We start from the raw sequence: 24,087 nt of genomic DNA on the forward strand, positions 1-24,087 counted from the left end.
TCGTCACTCCCATCGGAACAGCGCGCCGGCCAGGGTCGTGCCCGCAACGATTATCCCGATCAGGATCAGCATCGGGAAGAGCGCGGCGGTGCCGCTCCAGGCACTGGTCAGCGCGTCCACGCCCGGGGTCAGGGGCAGGAAGTCGCCGATCTGCCGCAGCGAGCCGGGCAGGGACTTCCTGGGCACGGCCGCCCCCGCCAGGAAGATCATCGGGAACATGACCAGCATGCCGATCAGGCCGGCGCCCCTGGTGTTGCGCACGATCGCGGCGATCACGAACCCGATCGCGCAGACCGCCACCGAGCACAGCAGGAACGCCACCGCCAGCAGGGGCACGTTCGCGGGCGGCCGCGTGCCGAACACGACGATCGCGGCGGCGATCAGCAGCACCGAGCCCGCCAGGGCCGCGGCGACCTGCGCCACCAACTGCGCGGCCAGCAGCAGCACGGGAGAGATCGGCGTGGTCGCCAGCCGCTTGAGCACCTTGCGCTCGCGGTAGGCGGCCACGATGCCGGGCAGCGCGCCCATGCCACCGATGGCCGCGATCATCGCGACGTACCCCGGGACCGCGCCGGTGTCGCCGCGCTTGAGCACCAGCAGCATCAGCGGGAAGGCCAGCATGAAGAACACCGAGGCAGGATCACGCAGCAGCAGCCTCAGCTCGGTGGCCGTTAAAGCGGCGAACGCCTTCATCGGTCCGCTCCTTCCAGGGCGAAGTACGCCTCTTCCAGGCTGGCGGTGCCGGTCCGGGCGATGATCTCGTCCGGGGTGCCCATGGCCCGGATCCGGCCACGGGCCAGGACCGCCAGGCGGTCGCACAGGGCCTCGGTCTCGTCGAAGTAGTGGCTGACCAGCACCACGGTGGTGCCGGAGGTCTTCAGCTCGCGCACCAGCCGCCAGGTCTCCCGGCGGGCGATCGGGTCCAGGCCGGTGGTCAGTTCGTCCAGCACGACCACCTCGGGGTCGCCGACCAGGGCCAGGGCGAGCATCAGCCGCTGCTTCTGCCCGCCGGACAGGTCACCGTACGCCTTGCGCGCCAGCGGGGTCAGGCCCCAGCGCTCCATGACCTCCCGCCAGTCGGCGGGGTGGCGATAGAAGCAGGCGAAGGCGTGCAGCGCCTCGGCGACCTTCATCCGCTCCGGTAGCGCGCTGTCCTGGAGTTGGGCGCCGATGCGCTGGGCCAGGGCCCGGCGCCGGCGTGCCGGGTTCTCCCCCAGGACCCGCACGCTGCCTCCGTCGGCCCGCCGCAGCCCGATGAGGCATTCGACGGTGGTGGTCTTGCCCGCCCCGTTGTGGCCGGCGATGCCGAAGGTCTCACCGGCGTGGACCGTGAACGTGACGCCGTCCACGACGTTCGTGCCCCCGTACGTCTTGCGCAGGTCTGTCACCTCGATGGCTTCCATTCCTCAAGGTTCCCGTCGTGTCGGGACAGGCGGCATCGCCCATCTCGTCGCCCGGCATCCTCCATACGAGGGATGTCGGGCGAGGCTCTCCGCCTGGCGCCAGTACACGCCCGCAGGCGCCGCCGCTCCTCGCCTACACCATCACGAGGCGGAGCGGGCGTGAACAAGCGCGGTTCGGAACGTGCGGTCGGCGCCGGTGGCGGTGTCGAGGGCCGCGACGTCCTGCCCGGTCGAGCCTCCGTATGTGGCGATCTTGTACTCGATCGCCATGAGGGAAAGGGTCAGCTCACGGATCCGGCGGCGGGTGGTGTCGCGATGTTCGACCAGCATGTCGAGCCGCTCGGGCACGGTGTGCCCCCCGGCGTCGACAAGTGAGATGTAGTGCTGTAGGTCGCGCATCGGCATGCCGGACAGCCGCATCCTGGTGAGGAACACCAGGCGCCGCACCGCCTCTGCGTCGTAGACCCGGTGACCGTTGCTGTCACGGGCCACCTCGACCAGCCCGGCCCGCTCGTAGTAGCGCAGCGTGTGAGGAGAGAGGTCGAGGAGGTCGGCGACCTCGGCGATCGTCATCGACTCGGGCACCTCGGCCAGGTCGGTGAGGCGGTGGATCGCCTCAACCGACAGCGGGCCGTCGTCCCCGAGCGTGTCGAGCGCCCTGGTCATCAGATCGTCGGTGGCCATGACGCCAGCCTAAATCGGCCGGACCGACGCCGGGACGTCCTCGAAGTCGGCGCTGCGGGCGATCTCGGCCCACCGGTCGACCTCGTCCAGGCCACGCCGGTACGCACCCGAGATACGCTCGACCGCCTCGCGCCCGAGCGGCAGCCGCAGCGGCACCTCGTCACTGTGCGCGAGGGACACGATGATGTCCGCCGCCCGCGCCGGGTCGCCTTCCTGGAGACCGTCGGCTCCGGCCATGTCCGCGCGGACGGCGGCGAGCACGTCACTGTAGGTTTCGGACGCCTCGGCGAACTCGAGTACGTCCCCCGCGTTGAAGTCGGTCCGGAAGCGGCTGGGCTCAACGATCATCACGCGGATCCCGAACGGCGCGACTTCCCCGGCCAGGGCCTCGGACCAGCCTTCGAGGGCGAACTTCGACGCGGAGTACGTCGACACGCCGGGGAACGACATCCGCCCACCCTGGCTGCTCATCTGCACGATCGTCCCGGCGCCCCGCGCGCGCATCGCCGGCAGCGCCGCACGGACGAGCGCGGCAGGCCCGAACAGGTGCAGATCCATCAGTTCACGCAGTTGCGCGTCGCTGACCTCCTCGACCGCTCCGACCACGGCCCGGCCCGCGTTGTTGACGAGCACGTCGAGTTGACCGAAGCGGTCGAGGGTGTCCCGCACGAGGTCCGCGGCAGCAGCGACGTCTCGGGCGTCGAACTTCGCGATCAGGCAGTTGTCCGGGTACTCGGCCTCCAGGTCGGCCATGCTCTCGGGCCGGCGCACCGCCGCCACCACGCGGTCTCCCGCCGCGAGCGCCGACTCCGCCAATGCGCGCCCGAAACCGCGGGACGCGCCGGTGATGATCCAGGTCTGTGTCGTCATGGCGGCGACGCTACGGCTTCGAGCGCGCTCAAACGCAAACCTTGCGCGCTCGTCCCCCCTGCTGGGCGAACATCGTCGATCAGGCCGTCGTCCTGTTGCACAGCTCCGCCGGCTTCGCGTCCGCCGGGAAGTACGGCATCCACCGCGCCTGCTGGAGCCGCCTCAGCTCGTTACGTCAAAGCCAAGGGACGGTTGGGAGAAGCCGGTCGATGTCGGTGCGCGGGCGACGCCTTCGATCGCGATGGGGCCGGCCACCGACAGGTCCAGGTGGACGAAATGTGAGACCAGGCCTGCGAGGGCGGTCAGGGGGTCGCCGTCGATTTCATGGCTTGCGATGTCCAGGGTGCTGATGTGGAGTCGTCCGACCGGGTGTCCAGTTCCAGGGTGGTGAGGTTGGGGAGCGTGACGAGGTCCGGGCCGGAGCCGGGGAATGCCGATCCGTCGCTGATGGTGGCGCCGCGGAGGCGCAGGTCGGTCAGGGCGTCTCCGGCTATCCCGTGGAAGAGGAGCGCTCCTTCGACGGTCAGCGATCGCAGGGCAGGGAGCGATTTCCACATGGCGTCGGACGCGCTGCCGACGAGTCCCTCGTCGTAGTGGTCCATGGGTTCGATCCGGCCGCCGGCCGAGGTCCGCGCCCGGTGCGGCAGGGGCGGCCTGGCGCCGACATGGGAAGCCAAGGACATCCACGCCCGCATCGGCGTCCTCGACTGTGGCACGGCGTGGCGATCCTGGAGCGTGCGGTCAACGCGCGACTGGTTCGCTGGTGGCCCAGTTCCAGGTGGTGATCGCCGTGCGCATCAGGCGGGCGGCGGTCGACAGGTGGCTGTCGGCGCCCCAGTACAGCGTGAGCGCGCGACGGCAGTCGGGGCTGTCCACGGTGATCGCGGCGATGGGGGCACGGATGGAGGTCCGCCGGGCCATGGAAGGGACGAGGCCGATGCCGAGCCCCGCGCCGATCAGGTCGGCGATGGCGCTGAGCTCGTCGACTTCGCAGACGATCTTCGGTGTGAGGCCTCTGGCGGCGAAGAGCCGATCGAGGAGCCTGCGCTGCCAGTGCCCCTTGCGGGCGGTGACGAAGGGCTGATCGGCGAGTTCGTCGATGCTCACCGAGGTACGGCCCGCCAGCGGATGATCGAGTGACGTGGCCACCCACACCGCCTCGTCCACCAGCTGAACCGCCTCCAAGCCCTCGGCGTGGATCGGCTGCGAGGCGACACACAGGTCGACCTCTTGAGCCCGCAGGTGGCGGGCCATGTCCTCGGCCGCCGCCCAGCGGAGTTCGACCTCGATGGAGGGATGAGCGCGCTTGTAGGCCGCCAGCGGCCCGGTGAGGGTGAGGAACGTCTCCGACGCCAGTCGCACCGTGCCCACCCCCTCACTGGTGGCCTCGGCGACGGCTCGCCGGCCCGCATCGAGCTCACCGAGAGCGCGTTCGACGTGACCGCGGAAGAGCTTGCCCGTGTCGTTCAGCCGGAGCCGGCCGCTGCGCTCGAACAGCGGTGTGCCCAGTTCGTTCTCCAAGCGGGCGATGGTACGGCTCAGCGAAGGCTGGGCGACGCGCAGCTCGTCGGCCGCGCGGCTGAGGTGTTCGAGCCGCGCCACCACCAGGAACTGCCTGAGCGTGTTCAGCTCCATCATGCCTCCCACTACATAACACCATAGTGATATTGATCTTAGACAAGATAACCAGTGGGCCATAGCGTCGATGCCGTTCGCGAAAGCGACGACGAAGTGAGGAGGGATATCGCATGCTCACCATGGCCGCGCAGCGGACGACACCGACGGGGTGGACACTGCGGGCCGTCGTCAGCGCGCATGTGGTGGCGATCGTCGGCCAGCCGGTGTTCGCCGGGGTGTATCTGACCGGTGACTTCGACAGCATGCGCTGGCACGCGATCGGCGCCGACGTGGTCACCTCCATCGGCTACGTGCAGGTGATCGTGGCGATCGTGGTGTGGATCCGGCTACGTCAGATCTGGCCGTTCGCGGCCACGATGACCGTGGTGGCGGCCGAGACGGTGCAGTACTTCGCCGGGCTGGACGGCGCGCTGTGGTTGCACATCCCGTTGGGTGTGATGGCCGTCGCCGCGCTCGTCGTGCTGTTCATCGCCGTCTGGCTCCGGCCCTTGCCGCGGCGGGAGGTCCACCGTGCGTGAGCATGATGCCCGGGACCTGACCCGGCGGCGGGCGCTGGGCATCGGCGGGGCGCTCGGGCTGATGGCGGCCACCGGGCTGTCGGCCTCGGCGGCGCTGGCGCGCAGGCCGTCGATCACCGGCGCCGAGTTGCGCAGTGCCGTACCGCTACCGCCGCCCTTCCGCGTGCCACTGCCGATTCCCTCCGTGCTGGCGCCGGTCAGCACCTCGGGCGGAGTCGACCGTTACGAGATCACCCAGCGCGAAGCGAGCGCGGAGATCCTGTCCGGTGTCAGGACACCGCTGTGGACGTATGAGGGCACCTTCCCTGGGCCGACGATCGAGTCGCGCCGCGGCCGGCCGATCACCGTGTCGCACCGCAACGAGCTGCCCGTGCCGACCGTCGTGCACCTGCACGGCGGACGGACCCCGGCGGCTTCCGACGGGTACCCGACCGACCTCGTCCTGCCCGAGGGCTGGCAGGAGCACTCCATGCGGACAGGGCACGGTTCCGAACACGGCATGCACGACCCGAGGGCCGTGGTGACCGAGCTGACCAGGGACTACACCTTCCCGCTGGACCAGCGGCCCACGCTGCTGTGGTACCACGACCACCGGATGGACTTCACCGCCCCCGCGATCTGGCGGGGCCTGGCCGGGCTGCACATCATCCGCGACGACGCCGAGGACGCCCTCGGCCTGCCCGCCGGACCACGCGAGCTGCCCATCATGATCGCCGACCGGGCGTTCGCCGCTGACGGCAGCCTGGCCTACCCCTCCCTCGACCCCACCCTGCGCGTACGGCCCGGCGTCCGCGAGCCGTATCTCGCCGGGGTCCTCGGCGACGTGATCCTGGTCAACGGCGCCCCCTGGCCCGTGCACGAGGTCGACGCGGCCCGCTACCGGCTGCGCATCCTCAACGCCTCCAACGCCCGCCACTACGAACTCGAAGCGGTCACCGACGACGGGCGCGGCCTCGACCTCGTCCAGGTCGGGGCCGACCAGGGACTGCTCGCCGCCCCGGTCACCCACCGGCTGCTGCCGATCGCACCCGCCGAACGCTACGACGTGGTCGTCGACTTCTCCGGCGTCCCGACCGGCAGCCTCGTCAAGGTGATCAACCGGCTCGGCTCCGGCCGTACCCGCGAGGTGATGGCCTTCCGCGTCGCCCGCAGAGCCGCCGACGACAGCCGCGTCCCCCGCACGCTGTCCACCGACCTGCCGGACTGGCGGCGATCGGACGCCGTCAGGGTGCGCGAGTTCGCCTTCCGCGCCGGGCAGATGCACACAGGCCACGGCTGGCTCATCGACGGCCTGTCGTTCGACCCTGCCCGCGCCGATGTCACGACCCGGCTCGGCGACGTCGAGGTCTGGCGGCTCGTCGCCGACGTCCACCATCCTGTCCACCTGCACCTGGTCGGTTTCCGCGTGCTCTCGCGCAGCGGCAGGGCGCCCCTGGCCCACGACGCGGGGCTCAAGGACACCGTCTCGCTACGACCCGGCGAAGCCGTGGAGATCATCACCCGCTTCGACGGCTACCGCGGCCGTTACCTCTTCCACTGCCACAACGCCGAGCACGAGGACATGGGGATGATGGCCAACCTCGAGATCATCTGATCGCGAGCCGGCGGATCAGGGGGCGCCTCGGACGGCTTTGAGGGCTTGGCCGACGTCGGCCGGAGGCGGGTCTGCCGCTCCCGCCGGCCTGACGATCGCCATGCGGCGGTTGCCGAAAGAGCGGCTGGGGGCGAGCGCCGATGGCGCGGTCGGCCGGACACGAGGGCGGACCGGCCGCCTGCCCTCGCGGTCAGACGTCGCCCACGGCAGATCTGGAAGGGCCTCGCCGGCCGGGCTCGAACCGGCGTCCACCCGGTCCCGAGCCGGGCGCTCTACCTCTGAGCTACAACGAGACCACTTCCAGGCACCGCCGACCGGGCTCGAACCGGCGACCACCTGGAAGAAGAGCCAGGCGTTCTACCACTGAACTACGGCGGGCCTGGACCAGTCTGCTCGGTCCCTCCCCGGCAGCGCCACCGGTTATCGGTGGGCGTTTCCCGCCGCGAGAGCGACACCGCTGCCCTACTCCGCGGGACGGCCTGCCGCGGGCAGTTCGCTCACCACCACCCCGGTGGCCAGGCCGTGACCGGCGTCGGCGGCGAGTTCGGGTTTGACGTGCTTGCCGCTGAACGCTCCCGCCCGCCGCAGCAGGGACGCCCAGACCGGGTCGGCGATGCTCACGCCGTGCACCAGCTCGGGCGTCGGCCGGAACACGGCCACACCGCGTCGGACGGCGGGCGCCGTCCAACCGGAGCCCTCCGGGTCGAGCCCGGCCGTACGGCAGGCGGCCTCGACGTCGGCGCGGGTGCAGGCGCTGCTCCCGTCGAGGACCTCCCAGGGCGGCGGCAACGCGGCCCACACCGCGGTGTCGGGGTCGACACCTCCCCCGGCGCCGCGGTGCCAGGCCACCAGGTCGCCCGCCATCAGCCGCATGGCCTTGCCGGGGCAGGCCACGTCCAGCAGGCGCAGCGCGTCCAGCGAGGCCAGGCAGGCCAGCCACCCCGCTCGGGCGGCGTTGTAGGCGACCGCCAGGTTGTTCCACGTGGTGGAGTCGTCGCCCGGCCGCACGACCATCGAGACGCGGTCGGTGCCGGGATTCCAGCGGTCGCGGAGCATGCCTGCGCTGTGCCGCATGACCGCCGACCACTGGCCGAGAAGGCGTCCCCGCTCCTCCTCGGTGAGGCGCTCCAGGATGTCTGGCGCCGCCCGCACCTGGGCGATCAGCCACCAGTCGCTGGAGTCCGTGCACCGATCGAGCAGGACGGAGGCGATCTCGTCGAACGGGTTGTCCCGCCCCGACAGGGTGAACTCCCGGCGCAGCTTGCGCCGCGCGGTGTAGTAGGCGACGAAGCAGGCGGCGTCGACGTCGGCGAGGAAACGCTCGCGCGGGATGTCGGCGCCGAACCCTGTCGTGCCCAGCATGAGCAGCCGCCGCTTGTCCTGCTCGACGCCCAGGGTGTCCGCCTTGGCCGCGAGCCTGCGCAGCATGCGGAAGCGCCGGTTGTACTGTCGCTTGGACAGCTCCATCCCGGCCGCGTCCCGGGACTCCCGGTTGAGCCGGTCGGCCAGGAAGTCGGTACGGTCCGGCGCCCACCGGATGTCGCTCCCCATGGTCGTCGCGAACTCCAGCAGCGATTCCGGGTCGTCGGGGTCGACCTCCACGGAGCGCTCGAACAGCCGGGTCGCCGCCGCGACCTGCCGCGCGCCGCCGACCGGCCGGGCGTAGTCCGTGGACATCGAGGAGAACCATGCCGCGTTGTGCGAGGAGTGCTTGGCCGCGCGCTGGAGCACCACCCGCTCGCGCCTGGACAGGCTCCCTTCCAGCGCCTGCAGCACCAGATCGGCCACATCCTCGGGCCGATGGCGTCGGTCCAGCGAGTCGTACAGCTCGAGCAGGATCTCGCGGGGCGAGCGGTCTCGGTCCTTGCGGAACTTCATGGCGGCCATCATCGCCGCCGATCGCCGGCGACTGCGACCGGATTTCTCCCGTTTCCTTCGCTTCGCTTCTGCCCGGCGACGCGGCTCGGAAGGCGAGGGCTACCGGCGTTCGGCGGCCCCTTCCACCCACGACCGATAGGCGTCGAGGACGAGGCCGTGGAAGTGATGCACGCCGTGCTCGGACAGCCCTGAGCCGGACGGGTCGTACACGATGCGGCCCTGGTCGAAGGCCGGGGTGCTCATGCCCCGCTGGACGCTCTCCACCAGCGCGATGTCCTGCTGCTGCAGCACCTCGTCGATGTACCGCACCGACTGCGCCTCGGCGTCCTCGAGCTCGGCCGTCTCGAAGTAGAAGTCCCAGGTCTCCAGGGTCCGGCCGGGACCGGCAGGAACGACCTGGAAGACCATGAAGTTGCCGCGACCGGGGTATCGCAGCAGACAGGTGTTGGGCCACAGCCACCACACCGCGTGCTGCGTGACTGACGCACCCGACACGTCGTACGCGGCGTTCTCGTGCTTGCCGGCCTCGGCGAAGTGGCTCGACCAGATGCCGTGGGTCTTCACCTCGTAGGTGTCCATGTCGACGAGGTCGACGAACTCCTTGTGGGCGATGTGACAGTGGTAGCACTCCAGGAAGTTGTCGATGACGTTCTTCCAGTTGCTGGCGACGTCGTAGGTCAACCGCTTCGCGTGGGTCAGCCCTGCCACGTCGGGAGCCCACCTGGCGATGTCGGCCCCCAGATCCCCGGCCTGCTCACCCAACGGAGCGGCGCCCTGGTCCAGGTTCACGTAGACGAATCCACCGAACTCCTCCACCAGCACCTGGTCGAGACAGATCTCGCGCTTGTCGAAGGTCTCCATCTTGTCGGCGCGACGAGCCGCCTTCAGCTGCCCGTCGAGGCCGTAGGTCCACGCGTGGTAGGGGCAGACGATGTTGCGCGTGGTGCCGGAGCCCGTGAGCAGCTCATGGGCACGGTGCTTGCAGACGTTGTAGAACGCGCGCAGCGCCCCGTCACGATCGCGGACGATCGCGATCGGCATGCCGGCCACGGTGGCCGATACGTAGCTGCCCGGCGACTCGAGCTTCTCGGCGTGGCAGATCCATTGCCAGGTGCGGGCGAAGATCGCCCGGACGTCGACCTCGAGCCACAGCGGGTCCGTGTACGCCTCCGACCGCAGCGACATCGATCGTCCGGGGTCCTGGTGGAACCCGGTGCCGACGCGGCGTACGTCGTCCATGGTCACTGGTGTCATGGGGGGAGCATACGAGCGTTTGAACGATCGTTCAATGCGCTTCTGGACGTTCGTTCAGATTTGCCGTCGGGCGACCAGTCAGTCGGCGAGTGCGATTTCCTCGCAGCGAGTGACGCTCCTGCCGATCGAGGCGCGGTCGAGCCCCAGCAGGGCCGTGAGCCACAAGCCGTTCTGGATGACGTCGATGTCGGTGGCCCGCTTGCTGCACTCGCCGCGCGACAGCTCGGGGCGGGCCGCACGGATGAGGGCGGCGAGCCCGGCGCGGTAGCGTTTCTGGGCCACCGTGTTGATGCGCTCGAAGTCCTCGTGGGCCTGGGCGAGCGCCCAGAGCTGAAGTCGCAGGGACAGGTATTCCGTCGTCAGGAACTCCGGGTCGGCCACCCGCTTCAGCGCGGCACGCAGCCGCTCTTCAGGCTCCAGGGTGAGGTCCGGCTCGACGATCGCGACGTCCTGCTCCTCGATGCGGTGCAGGGCCGCACGGATCAGGCTCGTCTTGTCCTCGTAGTAGTAGTTCACCAGCCCCAACGAGACCCCGGCCGCACGCGCGACGGCACGCATGCTGACGCCGGATATGCCCTGCAAGGACAAGAGCCGAAGCACCGCCTCGAGGATCCGCGCCTGCCGGTCGACTTTCTCATCGGCGTCCATCGCGCCCACGGACCTAGGACTCACATCCACAACCTTAGTAGTGGATCGGCTGGTCACGTCCGCCTTCGTGCCTACCCAATGGCTAAAATCATATTGCGGCGCCGTGCGTCTGAATAAACAAGTGGCACGGCCGCCGTGCCGGCCATTACTGTCGACACAACGGAACACGGGCGGAGAGCCGCCACGGAAACATCAGGAAAGGCCGGCCATGACCATCGCAGCCACCGCGCACGGACCGGGACGGTGCCGCTGTCGCCGTTGTGCGGCGCTCGGCTGCGCCCTGCTCAGGCAGGCTTCCGGATAATCCGCGAAGGACTTTCGGAGGCCGCCAGGTGCACACCAGGCGGCCTTTTCTCTTTCCCCTGCCCGGAATCCGGGACCGGTATTTTGACAACTCCACAGCGGAACACAAGGACGGTAAGGGTTTCGAGATCCGTTAGTCCACATTGCCGCAGAGGCCGAACCGGTAAGGCAGCTGGCTTCCACCCAGCAGGACGGGGTTCGAGTCCCCGCTGCGGCTCTCTGGCGTCCGTAGCCCAATGGAAGAGGCGCCGGCCTTAGGAGCCGGACGGTGCGGGTTCGAATCCCGCCGGACGTACGCCGCTGATGCGCGAGCTGGGCAGCTGGGGAGCCCACCCGGCGGTAAACCGGACGCTTCGGCTGTGGCGGTTCGACTCCGTCCTCGCGCACGATCCGCCCAGGCGAAAAGGGCGGCCTTGGCGCAGTTCGCCGGTGCGGAGGCGGGCCTGCAAAGCCCGTACGAGCGAGTTCGACTCTCGCCTGCGTCTCCATGTGTGTTCCGCTGCGGAGCTGCTTGACGGTCCTCCCCGAATACGGCCGGGCTGCTTTTGATCAAGCGAAACGGCCCCGTCCTTCCGTGGCCATGCCGTTCCTGTGGTGGACGTGACTCGACCTCAAGGTTCGCGGGCGCGGAGGTACACGTCCAGGTCGGCGGCGCCCTTGAGCATGGCGCGGCCCCGGGCGGACAGGCGGGTCCGCCAGTCGCGCAGGGTCTGCTCCAGAGGCGCGACGCCTCCGGCGGAGCGGACCTGGGCGATCAGCGGGGCGATCTGCTCCAGCAGGTATCCGCCCCGTCTGAGCTGGTGGGCCAGCCGGGCGTCGCGTATGTCGGCCGCGCTGTAGACCCGGTAGCCCGTCTGCGGGTCGCGGTGCGGCTGGACCAGTCCGGCGTTCTCCCATTTGCGCAGGGTGGCAGGGCGGATGCCGAGCCTTCTGGCCAGGGGGCCGATGAAGGCGTCGCCGCGTTCCTGCGGTACGGGTGCCAGGTCGCGGAGCGCGGCTTCGACGGCCTGGAGGGTGCGGCGGTCGTCGAGGAGTTGGGCATGGCTTTCGTCGATGAGCCGCAACGCGTCCTCGGTCGCGCCCCCGTTGACCGCCTGCATGATCGACGTGGCCGTCTGGTGGCCGTGCCCGTGCACGAGGGCGAGGAACGCGCGCAGGGCCTGCGCGTGCAGCGGCGTGTAGGTGCGGTAGCCGTGGACGGTGCGTTCGGCGGCGGGCAGGATGCCGGCCTCCTCATAGTTCCTGATCGCCTGGGTGGACAGGCCGTGCTCGCGCGCCAGGTCCACTGGTCTCATGCGTGCATCACCGTTTGAAGGTCATCGCGATAAGCGCGGGGGTTTCCACGTCAAAGTTTACAACGAAGGTTCAACGATACCGTTGAAGGTATGGATATCAAGGACACGGCCCGGCAGCTCGACGGCGCGGGCATCTCGGCGTTCCTGCGGTCGCTTCCCGCCGAGCCCCTGCTTCTCGGCCTGGGCGAGGCCAGGCATTTCGTCGGGGAGCTGGGCGAGTTGCGCAACGAGATCTTCCGGCATCTGGTCGAGCACGAGGGCTACCGGTCGTTCGCCATCGAGAGCGACTGTCTCATGGGCCTCCTGGTGGACGACTACATCACGACGGGCGCGGGCACGCTCGACGACGTCATGGAACGCGGCTTCAGCCACGGATTCGGCGCCGCACCGGCCAACCGCGACCTCGTACGCTGGATGCGGGCGTACAACGAGAAGCATGACGAAAAGCTCCGGTTCTTCGGGTTCGACGGCCCTCTGGAGTATTGGGCGGCGAGCCCGCGCCAGGCGCTCACCGCCCTCTACGAACTCCTCGACGGCCCGCTCCTCTGCACTGTGGTGACCAGGGAGACCCTCGACACGCTGCTGGGCCCGGACGACCGGTGGTCGAACGAGGCGACGGCCATGGACCCGTCCCAGTCGATCGGCCAGTCCGCCGACGCCCAGCGGCTGCGGCTGATCACCGACGACCTGGTGGCGCTGCTCGACACGCAGGCGCCGCAGCTGAGCGCGGCCGACAGGGAGCGGGCGGCACTGTACGGGCGCACCGCCACCGGCCTGCTCCGCTACCACTACTGGATGGCCGACGCGTCCCCGGCACGGTGGACGCGGCTGTCGGCCCTGCGGGACGCGATGATGGCCGCCAACCTGCGTGCCGTCGCCGAGCACGGCCCGACCCTGGTCTTCGCCAGCAACCTGCACCTGCAGCGGAACAAGAGCCTCATGGCGTTCGGCGACCAGGTGCTGGAGTGGTGGAGCGCTGGAGCGATCACCGCGACGCACCTCGGCGACCGGTACGCCTTCCTGGCCTCAGCCCTCGGCACGGTCGGCGACGACACTCCGCCCCCGGACACCGTCGAGGGCATCCTGTCCACGCTCCCGTGGGACCACTCTCTCATCGACGCCCGCCGCATGGCCGAGGCCGTCACGAAGCCCACCTCGCGCACCTCCCACGATTTCGCCTATTTCCCGCTGAACCCGGACCAGCTCGACATGATCGACGGCGTCGTCTTCCTCAAGCAGGCTGTCAGGCTGGGTTGACAGGCGCGTGCGTTGTCAGGCTGTGCTGACACACGCGCCTCGGCTGCTCATGGGCGAGCGGGGTCCGAGCCCGGATCCGAGCAGGTGACGCAGGCACCCCTGTCCCCCGCTTGAGCGCTTAACTGATTAAGGAGCGGCGCGCTAGGGTTGGGGGATGGCCGAGCGAGTGACCCTGCAGACGATCGCGGACCGCGTCGGCGTCTCTCGCGCCACCGTCTCCTACGCCTTCTCCCGGCCCGACCAGCTCAGCGCGGAACTGCGCGAGCGCATCCTGCGCGTGGCGGACGAGCTCGGCTACGCCGGCCCCAACCCCACCGCGCGTTCCCTGCGCCTCGGGCGGGCCGGGGTGCTCGGGCTGATCTTCACCGAGACGCTGCCCTATGCCCTCGGCGACCCCTACGCCATCGGCTTTCTGCAGGGGCTGGCCGTGGCCGCCGAGGAGGCGGCCGTCGGGCTGCTGCTCCTGCAGCAGCCCCGTGGCGTCGAACGCCCCGAACTCGTGCGGAACGCCGTGGTCGACGCCTTCGTCGTCTTCTGCCTGCCCGACGGGCACGCGGCGCTCGACGCCGTCCTCGCCCGGCGCCTGCCCACGCTCCTGGTCGACGAGCCGATCGTGGACGGCGTGCCGCACCTCGGCATCGACGAGCCGGCCGCCGCCGGCGCCGCCGTCCGGCATGTGCTGGACCTCGGGCACCGGCGCCTCGGGCTGGCCGTGGTCGGCCTGGGACACGAGGGCCGGCACGGCTGGGCCGACCCCGACCGGCAGGAAGCCGCGGTCTTCCGCGCCATGCGCAACCGCGTGCTCGGCTACCGTGCCGCGGCGGAGGCCGCGGGGCTGGACTGGGCGCGGACGCCCGTCTATGAGGTGGCGGCCAACGAACGCGAGTCCGGTCGCGAGGCCGGTCGGGCACTGCTCGCGCGCTCGCCCCGGCCGACGGCGATCCTGTGCAACACCGACGTGCTGGCGCTCGGTGTGCTCGACGCGGCGGCCGAGGCCGGGGTGAAGGTGCCGGAGGAGCTGTCGGTGATCGGCTTCTCCGACACCGGCGCCGAAGAGGCCGGGCTCACCACGATCCGCCAGTACAGCCGGCTCGCCGGACGGACGGCGGGCCGCCTGGTGCTGTCCGGGGAACCCACGCCCGAGCGCACCCTGCTGCCGCACGAACTCGTCGTCCGCGCCACCACCGCCCCGCCCCCATGACGACGCCATCCGCGAACCGGGCCGGGCTGAGACGTACATCGGTCGATGTCGTTGTTCCCGCCGCGCCTGCTGTCAAAGCGCTGCCGACCTGACCGTCGACGACGCGACGCCGGGCCCGCGCCAGGCCGCCCACACCCTGCAGCGCAGCGGCTCAGTCAGACAGGGACTTCAAAGATGAGCTCGAGGCCGTCCACCTCGTCCCACTGCTCTCCGACCTCGACGAAGCCGAATCCGGAAATCGTGGCCAGGGACGCGGTGTTATCCGGGCTGATCGTCACGCGCGCAGTCCTGACTCCGGATTCGGCCGCGGCCCGACGCATCAGCTCGGTCAGCATCGTCCTGGCGTACCCCTGACGACGGTAGCCGGGAGCCACCGAATAACCGATCTCCACCATGCCCGCCTCGTCCGGCGGCCCGTGGAACCCGGCATACCCCACCACGACGCCTTCGGGCTCGGCTACCACGGCTCGGGTGAGCCACCCGGCGCTAGCTGGATCCGCAGCCAGCTGATCGACCCGATACCGCCAGACCCACTTCGCCTGATCGCTGAGGAAGTACTCCGTCAGCTCGACTCCTGCCTCGGCACTGGCCCGGGCAAGGTCGTCGTCCAGCAGGGCGGTCATGGCCGTGCTCGTCAGATCAACGAATCTCACTGACTTCAGGCCGGCGGTGGGCCGGCGTTCGAACTCATCTGTCACAGCGCGGATGATCGTGGAGCGCCCTGGGCCGTGTCCAACGGTTTTCGGTGTGGTCGATGTCCACCCCGGCCCGCGTCACGACCTCAGTGCGACCTGGTGAACGCTTCCGGGCACAGCACTGGATACACCGCGACCATCCGGGAGCTGCCAAGACTCGGCAACGCCGCACAGCGGTCCGCGCGTGCTGGCGCCATGCCGGTGATCGTCCGGCTCGCGTTCTCAGGTGGTGGCCCGGGAGTGCGCTGAGCTGAGGTAGTGGACGGCGAGCTGTTCGGTGTGCGGGGCGAGCAGCTAGCTGGTGGGGGTCAGGGCTTCCAGGTACCGATGCGGTCGGTGCGACGTCGCTGCTGGGCCGCCGCGGGGACGTCGAGGCCTCGGCCTCGTGCGGTGAGGTGGTCGGCGACGGCGGTGCGGTGCTGGACGGACTTGTGGTCGTCGTATTTGAACTTGCCGCGGACGCCGGTGACCTCCAGACGCAGGCCGCGGATGCCGGACAGCAACCGCCCGTACGGGGGCCGGTCGACGGTGACCTCGGCGTGGTCGCCGTCGGGCTGGAAGTGGGCGAGCTGGCGGGCCAGCAGGTCGGCCTTGCCGTGGGGGTCGTCGATGACGTGGGCGCGGCAGGTGAACTGGACGGCCGCGTAGTAGCTGGTGGGAACCCCGTCCTGGGGAGGGGTGCCAGGGGTGGCGCGCCAGGGGCCGGGGACGAAGGCGTAGTCGCCGATGACGGTGAACGTCACGTTCGGATCATGCTCGATCGCCTTCCAGACCGGATTGGGCCGGGCGAGATGGACCAGCAGGTCGTTCCCGTCGCAGATGAAGTGGGTCGGGACGACGACAGGCGGCCGGCCGGGCGGACCGTTGACGCACAGCTGCCCGAAGTCGTGGCCGTCGGCGATCCAGGCCTGCCATTCGGCCTCGTCCAGGCTCGCGTCCCAGGGCTGGATGAACATGCGGTCTCCCTTTCGTGATCGGCGGAGTGGTCGTGATCGGCGGAGTGGAAGGCGGAAGGGCGGCGGGACCGGTCAGGTGAGGGCGAGGAGGCTGACCGCGAGGGCGGCGGCGCCCAGGCCGGCGAGCTGGCCGCGACCGATCCGCTCGTGCAGGACCCCCCGGGCGAGCAGGACCGTCCCGGCTGGATACAGCGCGACGATCACCAGGTGCCGCTTCTGGCGGCGAGCAGGAACAGCGGTTCGCCATGGAGTCCAGCACCCCGGCGGTGGCCGGCAGCGCGTAGGCGGGCTTCTCGGAGCCGAGCCTGCGGAACATCAGGACGGTCGCGGTCAACGTGATCACCGAGGACACCGCCTGGCCGACGACGTCATCCGCCTGGCCCTCCCCCGGTGGCCAGTTGCGCGCGGGCCTCGTCGATCCAGCCGATGACGCTGTGCGCGCCGTCCGAGCGGGCGAGTGAGGTCGCCTCGTCGAGCAGTTCCAGCGCATTGTCGCGATCGCCTTCCGCCGCGGTGATGTAGGCCAGGCCGACCAGGTTGGCGGCGACCCCGGCGTGGAAGCCGAGCCCGCGGCGCAGCCGTACCGACTCCTCGAGGTGCGTGCGGGCCGTGTCCAGGCGTCCCGCGCGGTGCGCGGCGATGCCCAGGTGGCGCAGCGCGTACGACGTCGTGAGCGCGTCGCCCGCCTCTGCGGCGAGGGCGCGCGAGCGTTCGAGAGCCGGTACGGCGACGCCGTCGTCGCCGCGGACCACCTGGTGGAAGGCGCCGATCCAGAACAGCGCCTCGGCTTCGCCGCGAGTGTCGCCGAGCGCGCGGTAGAGGTCGGCGGCTCGCTCGAACAGCTCCAGCTCGCACGGGTCTTCCGCACCGCCGTCCAGGAACCGGGCGTGGACGAGGCGGCCGCGGGCCAGGGCGAGATCGGCCTCGACGGCGTTCAGCGCGTGCTCGGCCGCCGTGAGGGCGTGGGTGTCGCCGGCGAACACCGCCCGGTCGTAGAGCGAGCGGGCGCGCTCGATGCGGTCGTCGGTAGTCATGCGGGGAGGCCGTGTTCGGCGGCGAGGTGGCCGAGCGCTTCGTGCAGCGCATCCAGCTGCGTGGGGGTCAGGCCGGCGGTCAGCTCGGTGTCGAGCTCGCGGGCGGCCGTGGTGCACTCGGCCAGGAGCGCGCTCCCCTCGTCCGTGAGCGTGAGCGTCTGGCGGCGGCGGTCGGCCGGGTCGCGCAGGCGACGCACCGCGCCCATGGCCTCGAGGTGGTCGGCCAGGGAGACGACCAGGCTGGGCGCCACTCCCATGAGCTTGGCGATGTCGAGCTGGGAGGCGGCCGCGCCGGATGCCAGCACGGACAGCAGCCCGACGTGTTTCGGCTTGAGATCGTGCGGGGCCAGCCGCGCCGAGAAGCGGTCGGTGGCGATGGCCCCCAGCGTGCCCAGTCGGAAGGCGAGGGTGGAGGTGAGCTTGACATCGTTCACGATCGCTATGCTAGCGTCCCGATATCATTCATTATCTGAACGATTAAGGAGTAGAACGATGCTGGATCATCGTCAGGTGCAGATCGTGTTCGCCGACCTCCAGGACAGCATCGTGGACGCCAGCGCCACGAACAGCCCCGCCGCCATCCGGCGGGCCGCGGGCGTCGTCGGCGGCGTCGCGCCGGCGCTCGGCATCCCGTTCACCGTCTCGGTCGCGCCCAGGCCGGGCGGTCCCGGCGTCATCGCGGAGGTGCCCGAAGCGCCGCCGTTCGTGCGCACCGGTCCCAGCTGCTGGGACGACCCGGCGTGGCGCACGGCGATCGAGGCCCGCGGCCGCAGGACGCTGGTCGTGTGCGGCGTGACCACCGAGATCGTCGTCCTGCACACCGCGCTCGACGCGCTGGCGGGCGGCTATGACGTGCGCGTACTGATCGACGCGAGTGGCGGGCTGGCCGGCCGTACCGAGGACGCGGCGTTGCGCCAGATCGAGGCCGCCGGTGGCGTCGTGACGTCGGTGGCCGGCTTCGTCTCCGACATGGTGCGGGACTTCACCACGCCGGCCGGCCGGCAGGCCATCGCCGCCCTGCACGGCCTGACCACGGCGGCCTGACCGGCGGCGGCCTGCTCGGCGGCACGCCACGGTGCGGCGGGCGAGCTCGTGGGCGGGCCGGCGGCACGGGATGCCGCAGGGGCGTGCAGGGCGGCCGGCGCGGGCTTGGGGTGAACGGTCGGCGGCCACGATGTGGTGCGGGACGGACGAGATGGGCCGCATCTCGTCCGGGGCGCCTCCGCCGCCGCGTTGACTCAGGGCCAGCCGTCCTCCGCCACATCGTGTCGTTTCATTACGGACCCTTGGCGTCGCAGGACGAAAGGTGGGGGTATGTCCTCCCCCATGGGGCGATCTTGTGCCCGGTGAGGAGGAAAGCCATGTACGCAACGGTACGGCGATACGAAGGGGTGACCGATCCCGCCGAGGCGGGACGCCGTGTGAGTGAGGAGTTCGTGTCGCTCATCAGCCAGGTCCCGGGGTTCGTGGCCTACTACTGGGTCGACGCCGGGGATGGGGTGATGCTTTCCACCAGTGTCTTCGAAGATCAAGCCGGAGCCGAGGAGTCCACCAGAAGGGCCGCGGACTACGTGCGGGAGAATCTCGCCTCCCTGCTTCCGAACGCTCCTCAGGTCACGGCCGGCGAGGTCGTGGCGTCCGGGTAGCGGCTACTCCAGGCCTTCGGCGCCGCGGACGGGGAGGATGATCTACGGCGCACCCGGCCGGCCCGGGACTCCAGGTAGCGTTGCTCGGCGATGCTGGCGGTCGACTTCGCGGCCCGCCGGTAGAGCTCGTACGCCCCGGAGTTGTCGCCGGTCTTCTCCAGCAGATGCGCCCGAACGGACAGCAGCCGGTGATGCCCGGCCATCCGCTCGTCCCTGTCCAATGTGGACAGCAGGGCCAGCCCGGCCGCCGGGCCCTCGGTCTCGGCGAGCGCGATCGCCCGGTTGAGGGTCACCATCGGGTTGGGCGCGATCCGCTCCAGGATCAGGTACAGGGCGTGCACCTGTGGCCAGTTGGTCTCCTCGGCCGTGGCCGCGTCGGCGTGCGTGGCGGCGATGGCGGCCTGCAGCTGGTAGGGCCCCAGCGCCGGGCCGGCCAGCGACGCCTTGACCAGCTCGATGCCCTCGTCGATCAGTCCGCGGTCCCACATCGTACGGTCCTGCTCGTCCAGCGGCACCAGGTCGCCGGCCGCCGTCGTCCGTGCCTCCCGGCGGGCGTGGGTCAGCAGCATCAGCGCGAGCAGCCCGGTCACCTCGCCGTCCTCGGGCAGCTGCGCGTGCACCATCCTGGCCAGCCGGATCGCCTCGTGCGCGAGGTCGGCGCGGTGCAGCTCGCCGCCCGATGAGGCGGTGTAGCCCTCGTTGAAGATCAGGTAGAGCACGTGCAGGACGACCCGTAGCCGCTCCTCGCGCTCCGCGCCGTCCGGCAGGCTGAACGAGCTGCCGGCGGCCTTGATGCGCTGCTTGGCCCGGCTGATCCTGGCCGCCATCGTGGCCTCCGGCACCAGGAACGCGCGGGCGATCTCGGCCGTGGTGAGGCCGCCGACCGCCCGCAGCGTCAGGGCGGTCTGGGAGGCCGCGGTCAGCGTCGGATGGCAGCACATGAACAGCAGGACGAGCGTGTCGTCGGTGTCCGGTACGCCCTCGGGCACCACCTCGGTGGCCGTCGCCGACTCCCGCTCGCGGCGCGCGTGGTCGCTGCGCATCTGGTCGATGAGCCGCCGGGAGGCGACGGTCACCAGCCAGCCGCGCGGGTTGTCCGGCACTCCCCCGGCCGGCCACTGCACGGTGGCGGCGAGGACGGCCTCCTGCACGGCGTCCTCGCACCCCTCGAACTGGCCGTGCCGGCGTTCCAACGTGTCGAGGACCTGCGGCGTGAGCTCACGCAGCAGGTCCTCGACGGCTGCTGCCGTCATGCCTCCAGGTGTCCGTCAGCGAACATCACCTGGCGCACCTCGATCCCCAGCCCCTCGATCGCGGCGTCCGGGATCTGCGCCGCCAGCTCGATCGCCCGCTCCTTGTTCTCGCAGTCGACCAGGTAGAAGCCGCCCAGGTACTCCTTCGACTCCAGGAAGGGGCCGTCGGTCACCACCGGCTGGCCGTTGCGTACCGACACCACGGCGGCCTGGGACGGGTCGACCAGCGCCTGCGTGGTGATCAGCTCGCCGGACTCCTTCAGCGCCTCGATGAACCTGCCGTGGCCGGCGCCGATCGCCGCCTTCTCCTCGTCGGTCAGCGCGTCCAGCACGGCCGGGTTGATATGCATGCTGATCAGGAACTTCATCTCGTACTCCGCGTGATTCGCGGGCCCCGGCTGGGCCCTTGCACCGGTTGGTCGGAGCGGCCGCCGTCGTCTTGACATCCCCGGCCAGAAAATCCGCATGATTTTTTCGCCCTGGCGGCGCCCGGCCGTCAGCATGTCTGCCCCACCGTGGCGGACGCAAGAGATTTCCGTCCGTGACGATGTCAAGAAGCTCTCGGCCGCTCCGACCAACCGGCGAAACGTCGAGACAACAGGGAGTTTCGGATATGCGGATCAACCGGGCATGGCTGGGACTGGTCGTCCTCATGCTGCCGACATTGCTCGTCGCGATGGACATGACGGCGTTGCTCCTCGCCCTCCCGCGGCTGAGCGCCGACCTGGGCGCCACCAACGTCGAGCAGCTGTGGATCAGTGACAGCTACGGATTCATGGTGGCCGGCATGGTCATCACGATGGGCACGCTCGGCGACCGGATCGGCCGCCGGCGACTGCTGATGATCGGCGCGGCGGCGTTCGGGGTGCTGTCGGTCGTGGCCGCCTTCGCGCCCACCCCGCTGATGCTGATCGTCGCGCGTGCGCTGCTGGGCGTCGCCGGCGCGACCCTGGCGCCGTCCACCCTCGCGTTGATCACCAACATGTTCCGCGACGAGCGGCAGCGCGGGCAGGCCATCGCGATCTGGGCGACCTGCCAGTTCGCCGGCGGCGCGCTCGGACCCGTGCTGGCCGGATTCCTGCTCCAGCACTTCTGGTGGGGATCGGTGTTCCTGGTCGCTGTGCCGGCGATGGCGCTGCTGCTGCTCGCCGGGCCGGTCCTGCTGCCGGAGTTCCGCAGCGACCAGGCCGGCAGGACGGACCTGACGAGCGTCGGCCTGTCGCTCGTGGCGGTGCTTTTGATGGTCTACGGCATCAAGCAGCTGACCGTCGAGAGCGTGCCGGTCGTGCCGGCGGTGACCCTCGTCGTCGGCGCAGCCATCGGATTCCTGTTCGTACGCCGGCAACTGCGGCTGGAGACGCCGCTGCTGGACCTGCGGCTGTTGGCCAACCGCCCGTTCACGGCCGTACTCGTCGCGCTGGTCTTCGCCGGCATCGCCATGGCCGGCACGGGCCTGCTGGTCACCCAGTACCTGCAGAGCGTGCTGGGCTTCTCGCCGTTCGCGTCGGCGGTGCTGTTCGCGCCCATGGGCCTGGGTGTGGCGGTCGGCACCATGGCCGCGCCGGCGCTGGCCCGGCGGATGAAGCACACGACCGCCATCGCCGGAGGGCTGGTGGGATCGGCGCTGGGCAGCCTGCTGCTGGTCGCCGTCGACGGGGCGAGCGCCCTGCCGCTGGTGATGATCGGCATCGCCGTACTGGCGCTGGGCACCGGCCCGCTGTTCGCGCTGGGCACCGGACTGGTCGTCGGGTCCGTACCGCCGGAGCGGGCCGGCTCGGCGGCGTCGATGTCGGAGACGGGCAACTACTTCGGCGGTTCGCTCGGCTTCGCGCTGCTCGGTGTGGTGGCCGCGGTGGTCTACCGCAGCCGGATGGACGGCACGTCCGACTCGCTGGCCGGCGCGGTCGCCGCCAGCCGGCACCTTCCCGCCGGCCAGGGCGCGGAACTGCTGCACACCGCGCGGGAGGCGTTCACCGCCGGCGTGCACGTCACCGGCGTCGTCGCCGCGGTCATCTTCGCCGGGCTGGCCGTCCTGGTCCTTGCCATGCGCCCGGAAACCAGGACCACGCCGGCCGGGCTGCCCGAGTACGAGGCGACCCGCTCGTAGCGCCCTGCCGAGGCAGACATGGTCCTGCGGGCCACGGGCGCGGCGGATGACCGGGCCACCACGATAAGTCATGACGCCCAGGTGACGTTCGGTGTCATCCGTCCATGAGCCCGGCCGGGACGCCGGTCTCATGCCGATTCCGCGTGGCGTGCATGTCCCAGAGGAGGTCGGCAAGCTCGGCGGGGTCGGCGGCGGCCATGTCGGGCACGGGTTCGCCCTGGGCCCGGCGCCGCCGGTGATCAGAGTCGAAGGCGGTGCCGACGATGCGAGCGCCGACGTAGAGCACCCCGACGTGGACGCCCTTGCCGGCGACCTCGGCCGCGAGCGACTGAAGGTAGTTCCGCTGGGCGGCCAGCACCGTGGGCCAGCCGCTCATGTGCGGCCGGCCCCGGACCGCGGCGGCCCCCTGGGCGCTGAGGATGGCGCCGTCGCCCCGCTCGAGCATGGCGGGGAGGAACTCCCGGACCAGGGCCAGGAGCGTGTACATCGTGATCGGCATGCGGTCCTGCAACAGCTCCGGAGTGAGATCGACGGCGGGGACCAGCGCCAGCTCGGTGGGCGCCGGGCCGTAGTAGAGGGCCGTGGGGTCCCCGACGCGCGCGCGGATCCGCTCGGCGAGCGCCGGGACGGCACCGGCCTGGTCGAGGTCGGCGGTGATCACATGGGTGGTGATGCCCTCGCCGGACAGATCCCGCGCGAGCAGGTCCAAGGGGCCCTGGCGGCGGGCGACCAGGACGACTTCATACCCTTCCTTCCCGTATCGGCGGGCGATGGCCTGGCCCACACCTGGACCGGCGCCGAACACTGCGATGGATTTCGTCATGCCGTCCAGCCAACCGCAGCGGCGCCTGGACGATCCATGGGTGAACATCTGAAGTGCCTTTGTGATCGTCTAGGGTGACGGTGTGGACGTGCTGACGGACCTGCTGCACCGAGCCCGCGCGCAGAACGCCCTGGTGAGGCAGCTGATCCAGCGGCCACCGTGGGGGATGACGTACGCCGACGCGCCGCCGCTCACGGTCGCGGCCATGCTCGGCGGCCATGCGTGGATCCGGCTCGGGGACTGCGCTCCCGTGCGCCTCGCCGCTGGTGACATCGCCCTCGTCACCGCGCCCGGCGGGTACACGATCGCGGACGACCCGGCGACCACGCCCCGGTTCGTGATCCGCGACGGACGCAAGTATCTCCCCACCGGCGCCCCGGCCGACCCTCACCCGACACTGGCTCCCCGCACGTACGGCGACGGCCTGTCCGGCGCCACCGTCATGCTCCGCGGCGCGTACGAGTTGCACGGCGACGTGGCTTCCCGGCTGCTGGAGCTGCTTCCGCCACTGGCGGTCGTGCCCGCGGGGCCACGTACCCGGCCGGCCCTCGACCTGCTCTCCGCCGAGGCGGCCCGTGACGAGCCGGGCCAGGACGCGGTCCTCGCCCGGCTTCTGGATCTGGTCCTCGTGATCGCGTTGCGGGCCTGGTGCGCCAGGCCGGAGGCGACGCCGCCCGCCTGGTACCGATCGCTGGCCGACCCCGCGATCGGTGAGGCGCTGCGTCTGCTGCACGAGAATCCCGCCCACCGGTGGACGGTCGCCTCGCTGGCCGCCAAGGCCGGCCTGTCCCGCGCCGCCTTCGCCCAGCGCTTCGCCGCCCTGGTCGGCCGGCCGCCGCTCGGCTATCTCACCGACTGGCGCATGACCCTGGCCGCCGACCTGCTCCGCGACACCCGGCAGACCGTCGCCACGGTGGCCCGCCAGGTCGGCTACCAGGATCCGTTCGCGTTCAGCGTGGCGTTCAAGCGCGCCCGCGGACGCACGCCCTCGGCCTGGCGCGACTCCTCCTGACCGGCCGATGGTCGAGCA

26 protein-coding genes and 6 tRNA genes are annotated in these 24,087 nt (G+C 70.7%); 12 read left to right on the top strand and 20 right to left on the bottom strand.

Annotated features, from left to right (window positions below; translation table 11 throughout):
* Positions 1 to 3: 3 nt before the first annotated feature.
* The 6 genes from ACWDLG_RS24055 to ACWDLG_RS24080 all read right to left on the bottom strand — a co-directional run bounded on the left by ACWDLG_RS24055 (position 4) and on the right by ACWDLG_RS24080 (position 4,595).
* Positions 4 to 693: an ABC transporter permease gene (locus tag ACWDLG_RS24055; protein WP_354908828.1), complete on the bottom strand. Its 690-nt coding sequence runs from the start codon at positions 691 to 693 to the stop codon at positions 4 to 6.
* Positions 690 to 1,403, bottom strand: a complete 714-nt coding sequence (locus ACWDLG_RS24060; protein WP_449923401.1) for an ABC transporter ATP-binding protein — start codon at positions 1,401 to 1,403, stop codon at positions 690 to 692. The genes ACWDLG_RS24055 and ACWDLG_RS24060 overlap by 4 nt, the downstream gene beginning before the upstream one ends.
* Positions 1,404 to 1,544: 141 nt before the next feature.
* Positions 1,545 to 2,087 (bottom strand): MerR family transcriptional regulator, encoded by a 543-nt coding sequence (locus ACWDLG_RS24065; RefSeq protein WP_449923404.1) that lies wholly within the window; start codon positions 2,085 to 2,087, stop codon positions 1,545 to 1,547.
* Positions 2,088 to 2,096: 9 nt separating this feature from the next.
* A complete protein-coding gene (locus tag ACWDLG_RS24070) occupies positions 2,097 to 2,957 on the bottom strand; it encodes an SDR family NAD(P)-dependent oxidoreductase (RefSeq protein WP_449923406.1) in 861 nt (286 codons plus the stop codon).
* A gap of 302 nt (positions 2,958 to 3,259) precedes the next feature.
* On the bottom strand, positions 3,260 to 3,559 hold the full coding sequence (locus tag ACWDLG_RS24075) for a hypothetical protein (protein ID WP_449923409.1): 300 nt from the start codon (positions 3,557 to 3,559) through the stop codon (positions 3,260 to 3,262).
* 139 nt (positions 3,560 to 3,698) lie between these two features.
* Positions 3,699 to 4,595: a LysR family transcriptional regulator gene (locus ACWDLG_RS24080; RefSeq protein WP_449923412.1), complete on the bottom strand. Its 897-nt coding sequence runs from the start codon at positions 4,593 to 4,595 to the stop codon at positions 3,699 to 3,701.
* 110 nt (positions 4,596 to 4,705) lie between these two features.
* On the opposite strand from ACWDLG_RS24080, the gene ACWDLG_RS24085 reads away from it, so the two are divergent.
* Together ACWDLG_RS24085 and ACWDLG_RS24090 are read left to right on the top strand one after the other, a co-directional pair.
* Positions 4,706 to 5,113, top strand: coding sequence for a hypothetical protein (locus ACWDLG_RS24085; RefSeq protein WP_449923415.1), 408 nt, complete (start codon positions 4,706 to 4,708; stop codon positions 5,111 to 5,113).
* Positions 5,106 to 6,707: a multicopper oxidase family protein gene (locus ACWDLG_RS24090; RefSeq protein WP_449923418.1), complete on the top strand. Its 1,602-nt coding sequence runs from the start codon at positions 5,106 to 5,108 to the stop codon at positions 6,705 to 6,707. Before ACWDLG_RS24085 ends, ACWDLG_RS24090 begins: the two co-directional genes overlap by 8 nt.
* Positions 6,708 to 6,928: 221 nt before the next feature.
* Here the strand turns inward: ACWDLG_RS24090 and ACWDLG_RS24095 are convergent.
* From ACWDLG_RS24095 to ACWDLG_RS24115, 5 genes are all read right to left on the bottom strand, one after another.
* Positions 6,929 to 7,000: transfer RNA gene (locus ACWDLG_RS24095), tRNA-Pro, on the bottom strand.
* A 12-nt stretch (positions 7,001 to 7,012) separates the two neighbouring features.
* Positions 7,013 to 7,085 (bottom strand) — tRNA-OTHER (locus ACWDLG_RS24100).
* Positions 7,086 to 7,169: 84 nt separating this feature from the next.
* Positions 7,170 to 8,585: a hypothetical protein gene (locus ACWDLG_RS24105; RefSeq protein ID WP_449923421.1), complete on the bottom strand. Its 1,416-nt coding sequence runs from the start codon at positions 8,583 to 8,585 to the stop codon at positions 7,170 to 7,172.
* Positions 8,586 to 8,684: 99 nt separating this feature from the next.
* Positions 8,685 to 9,839, bottom strand: coding sequence for an aromatic ring-hydroxylating oxygenase subunit alpha (locus ACWDLG_RS24110; RefSeq protein WP_449923424.1), 1,155 nt, complete (start codon positions 9,837 to 9,839; stop codon positions 8,685 to 8,687).
* A gap of 78 nt (positions 9,840 to 9,917) precedes the next feature.
* Positions 9,918 to 10,487, bottom strand: coding sequence for a TetR/AcrR family transcriptional regulator (locus ACWDLG_RS24115; protein WP_449923919.1), 570 nt, complete (start codon positions 10,485 to 10,487; stop codon positions 9,918 to 9,920).
* A 448-nt stretch (positions 10,488 to 10,935) separates the two neighbouring features.
* On the opposite strand from ACWDLG_RS24115, the gene ACWDLG_RS24120 reads away from it, so the two are divergent.
* The 4 genes from ACWDLG_RS24120 (at position 10,936) to ACWDLG_RS24135 (ending at position 11,278) form a co-directional block, all read left to right on the top strand.
* Positions 10,936 to 11,007, top strand: a tRNA-Gly gene (locus ACWDLG_RS24120).
* Between the two features lie 5 nt (positions 11,008 to 11,012).
* A tRNA-Leu gene (locus ACWDLG_RS24125) sits at positions 11,013 to 11,085 on the top strand.
* 10 nt (positions 11,086 to 11,095) lie between these two features.
* Positions 11,096 to 11,176 (top strand) — tRNA-Tyr (locus ACWDLG_RS24130).
* A gap of 29 nt (positions 11,177 to 11,205) precedes the next feature.
* Positions 11,206 to 11,278 (top strand) — tRNA-Cys (locus ACWDLG_RS24135).
* Between the two features lie 123 nt (positions 11,279 to 11,401).
* Here the strand turns inward: ACWDLG_RS24135 and ACWDLG_RS24140 are convergent.
* Complete coding sequence (locus tag ACWDLG_RS24140) at positions 11,402 to 12,085, bottom strand: TioE family transcriptional regulator (protein WP_449923427.1); 684 nt, start codon at positions 12,083 to 12,085, stop codon at positions 11,402 to 11,404.
* A gap of 90 nt (positions 12,086 to 12,175) precedes the next feature.
* On the opposite strand from ACWDLG_RS24140, the gene ACWDLG_RS24145 reads away from it, so the two are divergent.
* Both ACWDLG_RS24145 and ACWDLG_RS24150 read left to right on the top strand, forming a co-directional pair.
* Entirely contained in the window at positions 12,176 to 13,342 is a 1,167-nt protein-coding gene (locus ACWDLG_RS24145; protein WP_449923429.1) for an erythromycin esterase family protein, read from the top strand.
* Between the two features lie 154 nt (positions 13,343 to 13,496).
* A complete protein-coding gene (locus ACWDLG_RS24150; protein ID WP_449923432.1) occupies positions 13,497 to 14,543 on the top strand; it encodes a LacI family DNA-binding transcriptional regulator in 1,047 nt (348 codons plus the stop codon).
* 155 nt (positions 14,544 to 14,698) lie between these two features.
* On the opposite strand, the gene ACWDLG_RS24155 is transcribed toward ACWDLG_RS24150, so the two are convergent.
* From ACWDLG_RS24155 to ACWDLG_RS24175, 5 genes are all read right to left on the bottom strand, one after another.
* A complete protein-coding gene (locus ACWDLG_RS24155; protein ID WP_449923436.1) occupies positions 14,699 to 15,241 on the bottom strand; it encodes a GNAT family N-acetyltransferase in 543 nt (180 codons plus the stop codon).
* A 305-nt stretch (positions 15,242 to 15,546) separates the two neighbouring features.
* Entirely contained in the window at positions 15,547 to 16,194 is a 648-nt protein-coding gene (locus tag ACWDLG_RS24160) for an FMN-binding negative transcriptional regulator (protein ID WP_449923438.1), read from the bottom strand.
* A 72-nt stretch (positions 16,195 to 16,266) separates the two neighbouring features.
* Entirely contained in the window at positions 16,267 to 16,398 is a 132-nt protein-coding gene (locus ACWDLG_RS24165; protein ID WP_449923440.1) for a hypothetical protein, read from the bottom strand.
* 164 nt (positions 16,399 to 16,562) lie between these two features.
* The gene (locus tag ACWDLG_RS24170; RefSeq protein WP_449923443.1) at positions 16,563 to 17,228 is read right to left on the bottom strand and encodes a tetratricopeptide repeat protein; all 666 of its coding nucleotides are present in this window, start codon (positions 17,226 to 17,228) and stop codon (positions 16,563 to 16,565) included.
* Positions 17,225 to 17,662 (bottom strand): MarR family winged helix-turn-helix transcriptional regulator, encoded by a 438-nt coding sequence (locus ACWDLG_RS24175; protein ID WP_449923445.1) that lies wholly within the window; start codon positions 17,660 to 17,662, stop codon positions 17,225 to 17,227. The genes ACWDLG_RS24170 and ACWDLG_RS24175 overlap by 4 nt, the downstream gene beginning before the upstream one ends.
* Positions 17,663 to 17,720: 58 nt before the next feature.
* Between ACWDLG_RS24175 and ACWDLG_RS24180 the strand changes: the two genes are divergently transcribed.
* Positions 17,721 to 18,272 (top strand): isochorismatase family protein, encoded by a 552-nt coding sequence (locus tag ACWDLG_RS24180; protein WP_449923448.1) that lies wholly within the window; start codon positions 17,721 to 17,723, stop codon positions 18,270 to 18,272.
* Positions 18,273 to 18,589: 317 nt separating this feature from the next.
* Entirely contained in the window at positions 18,590 to 18,874 is a 285-nt protein-coding gene (locus ACWDLG_RS24185) for a hypothetical protein (protein WP_449923451.1), read from the top strand.
* Here ACWDLG_RS24185 and ACWDLG_RS24190 read toward each other — a convergent pair.
* Complete coding sequence (locus ACWDLG_RS24190) at positions 18,838 to 20,127, bottom strand: RNA polymerase sigma factor (RefSeq protein ID WP_449923453.1); 1,290 nt, start codon at positions 20,125 to 20,127, stop codon at positions 18,838 to 18,840. The genes ACWDLG_RS24185 and ACWDLG_RS24190 overlap by 37 nt on opposite strands.
* The gene (locus ACWDLG_RS24195; RefSeq protein ID WP_449923456.1) at positions 20,124 to 20,495 is read right to left on the bottom strand and encodes a YciI family protein; all 372 of its coding nucleotides are present in this window, start codon (positions 20,493 to 20,495) and stop codon (positions 20,124 to 20,126) included. The genes ACWDLG_RS24190 and ACWDLG_RS24195 overlap by 4 nt, the downstream gene beginning before the upstream one ends.
* Positions 20,496 to 20,740: 245 nt before the next feature.
* Here ACWDLG_RS24195 and ACWDLG_RS24200 point away from each other — a divergent pair, with 245 nt between their 5' ends.
* Positions 20,741 to 22,234 carry an MFS transporter gene (locus tag ACWDLG_RS24200; RefSeq protein ID WP_449923458.1) on the top strand — a complete coding sequence of 498 codons (1,494 nt, stop codon included), beginning with the start codon at positions 20,741 to 20,743 and terminating at the stop codon, positions 22,232 to 22,234.
* Positions 22,235 to 22,328: 94 nt separating this feature from the next.
* Here the strand turns inward: ACWDLG_RS24200 and ACWDLG_RS24205 are convergent, their stop codons facing one another.
* Complete coding sequence (locus ACWDLG_RS24205; protein WP_449923461.1) at positions 22,329 to 23,057, bottom strand: SDR family NAD(P)-dependent oxidoreductase; 729 nt, start codon at positions 23,055 to 23,057, stop codon at positions 22,329 to 22,331.
* Between the two features lie 82 nt (positions 23,058 to 23,139).
* Between ACWDLG_RS24205 and ACWDLG_RS24210 the strand changes: the two genes are divergently transcribed.
* Entirely contained in the window at positions 23,140 to 24,069 is a 930-nt protein-coding gene (locus ACWDLG_RS24210) for an AraC family transcriptional regulator (protein ID WP_449923464.1), read from the top strand.
* Positions 24,070 to 24,087: the final 18 nt, after the last annotated feature.

This window comes from Nonomuraea sp. NPDC003727, assembly GCF_053586935.1.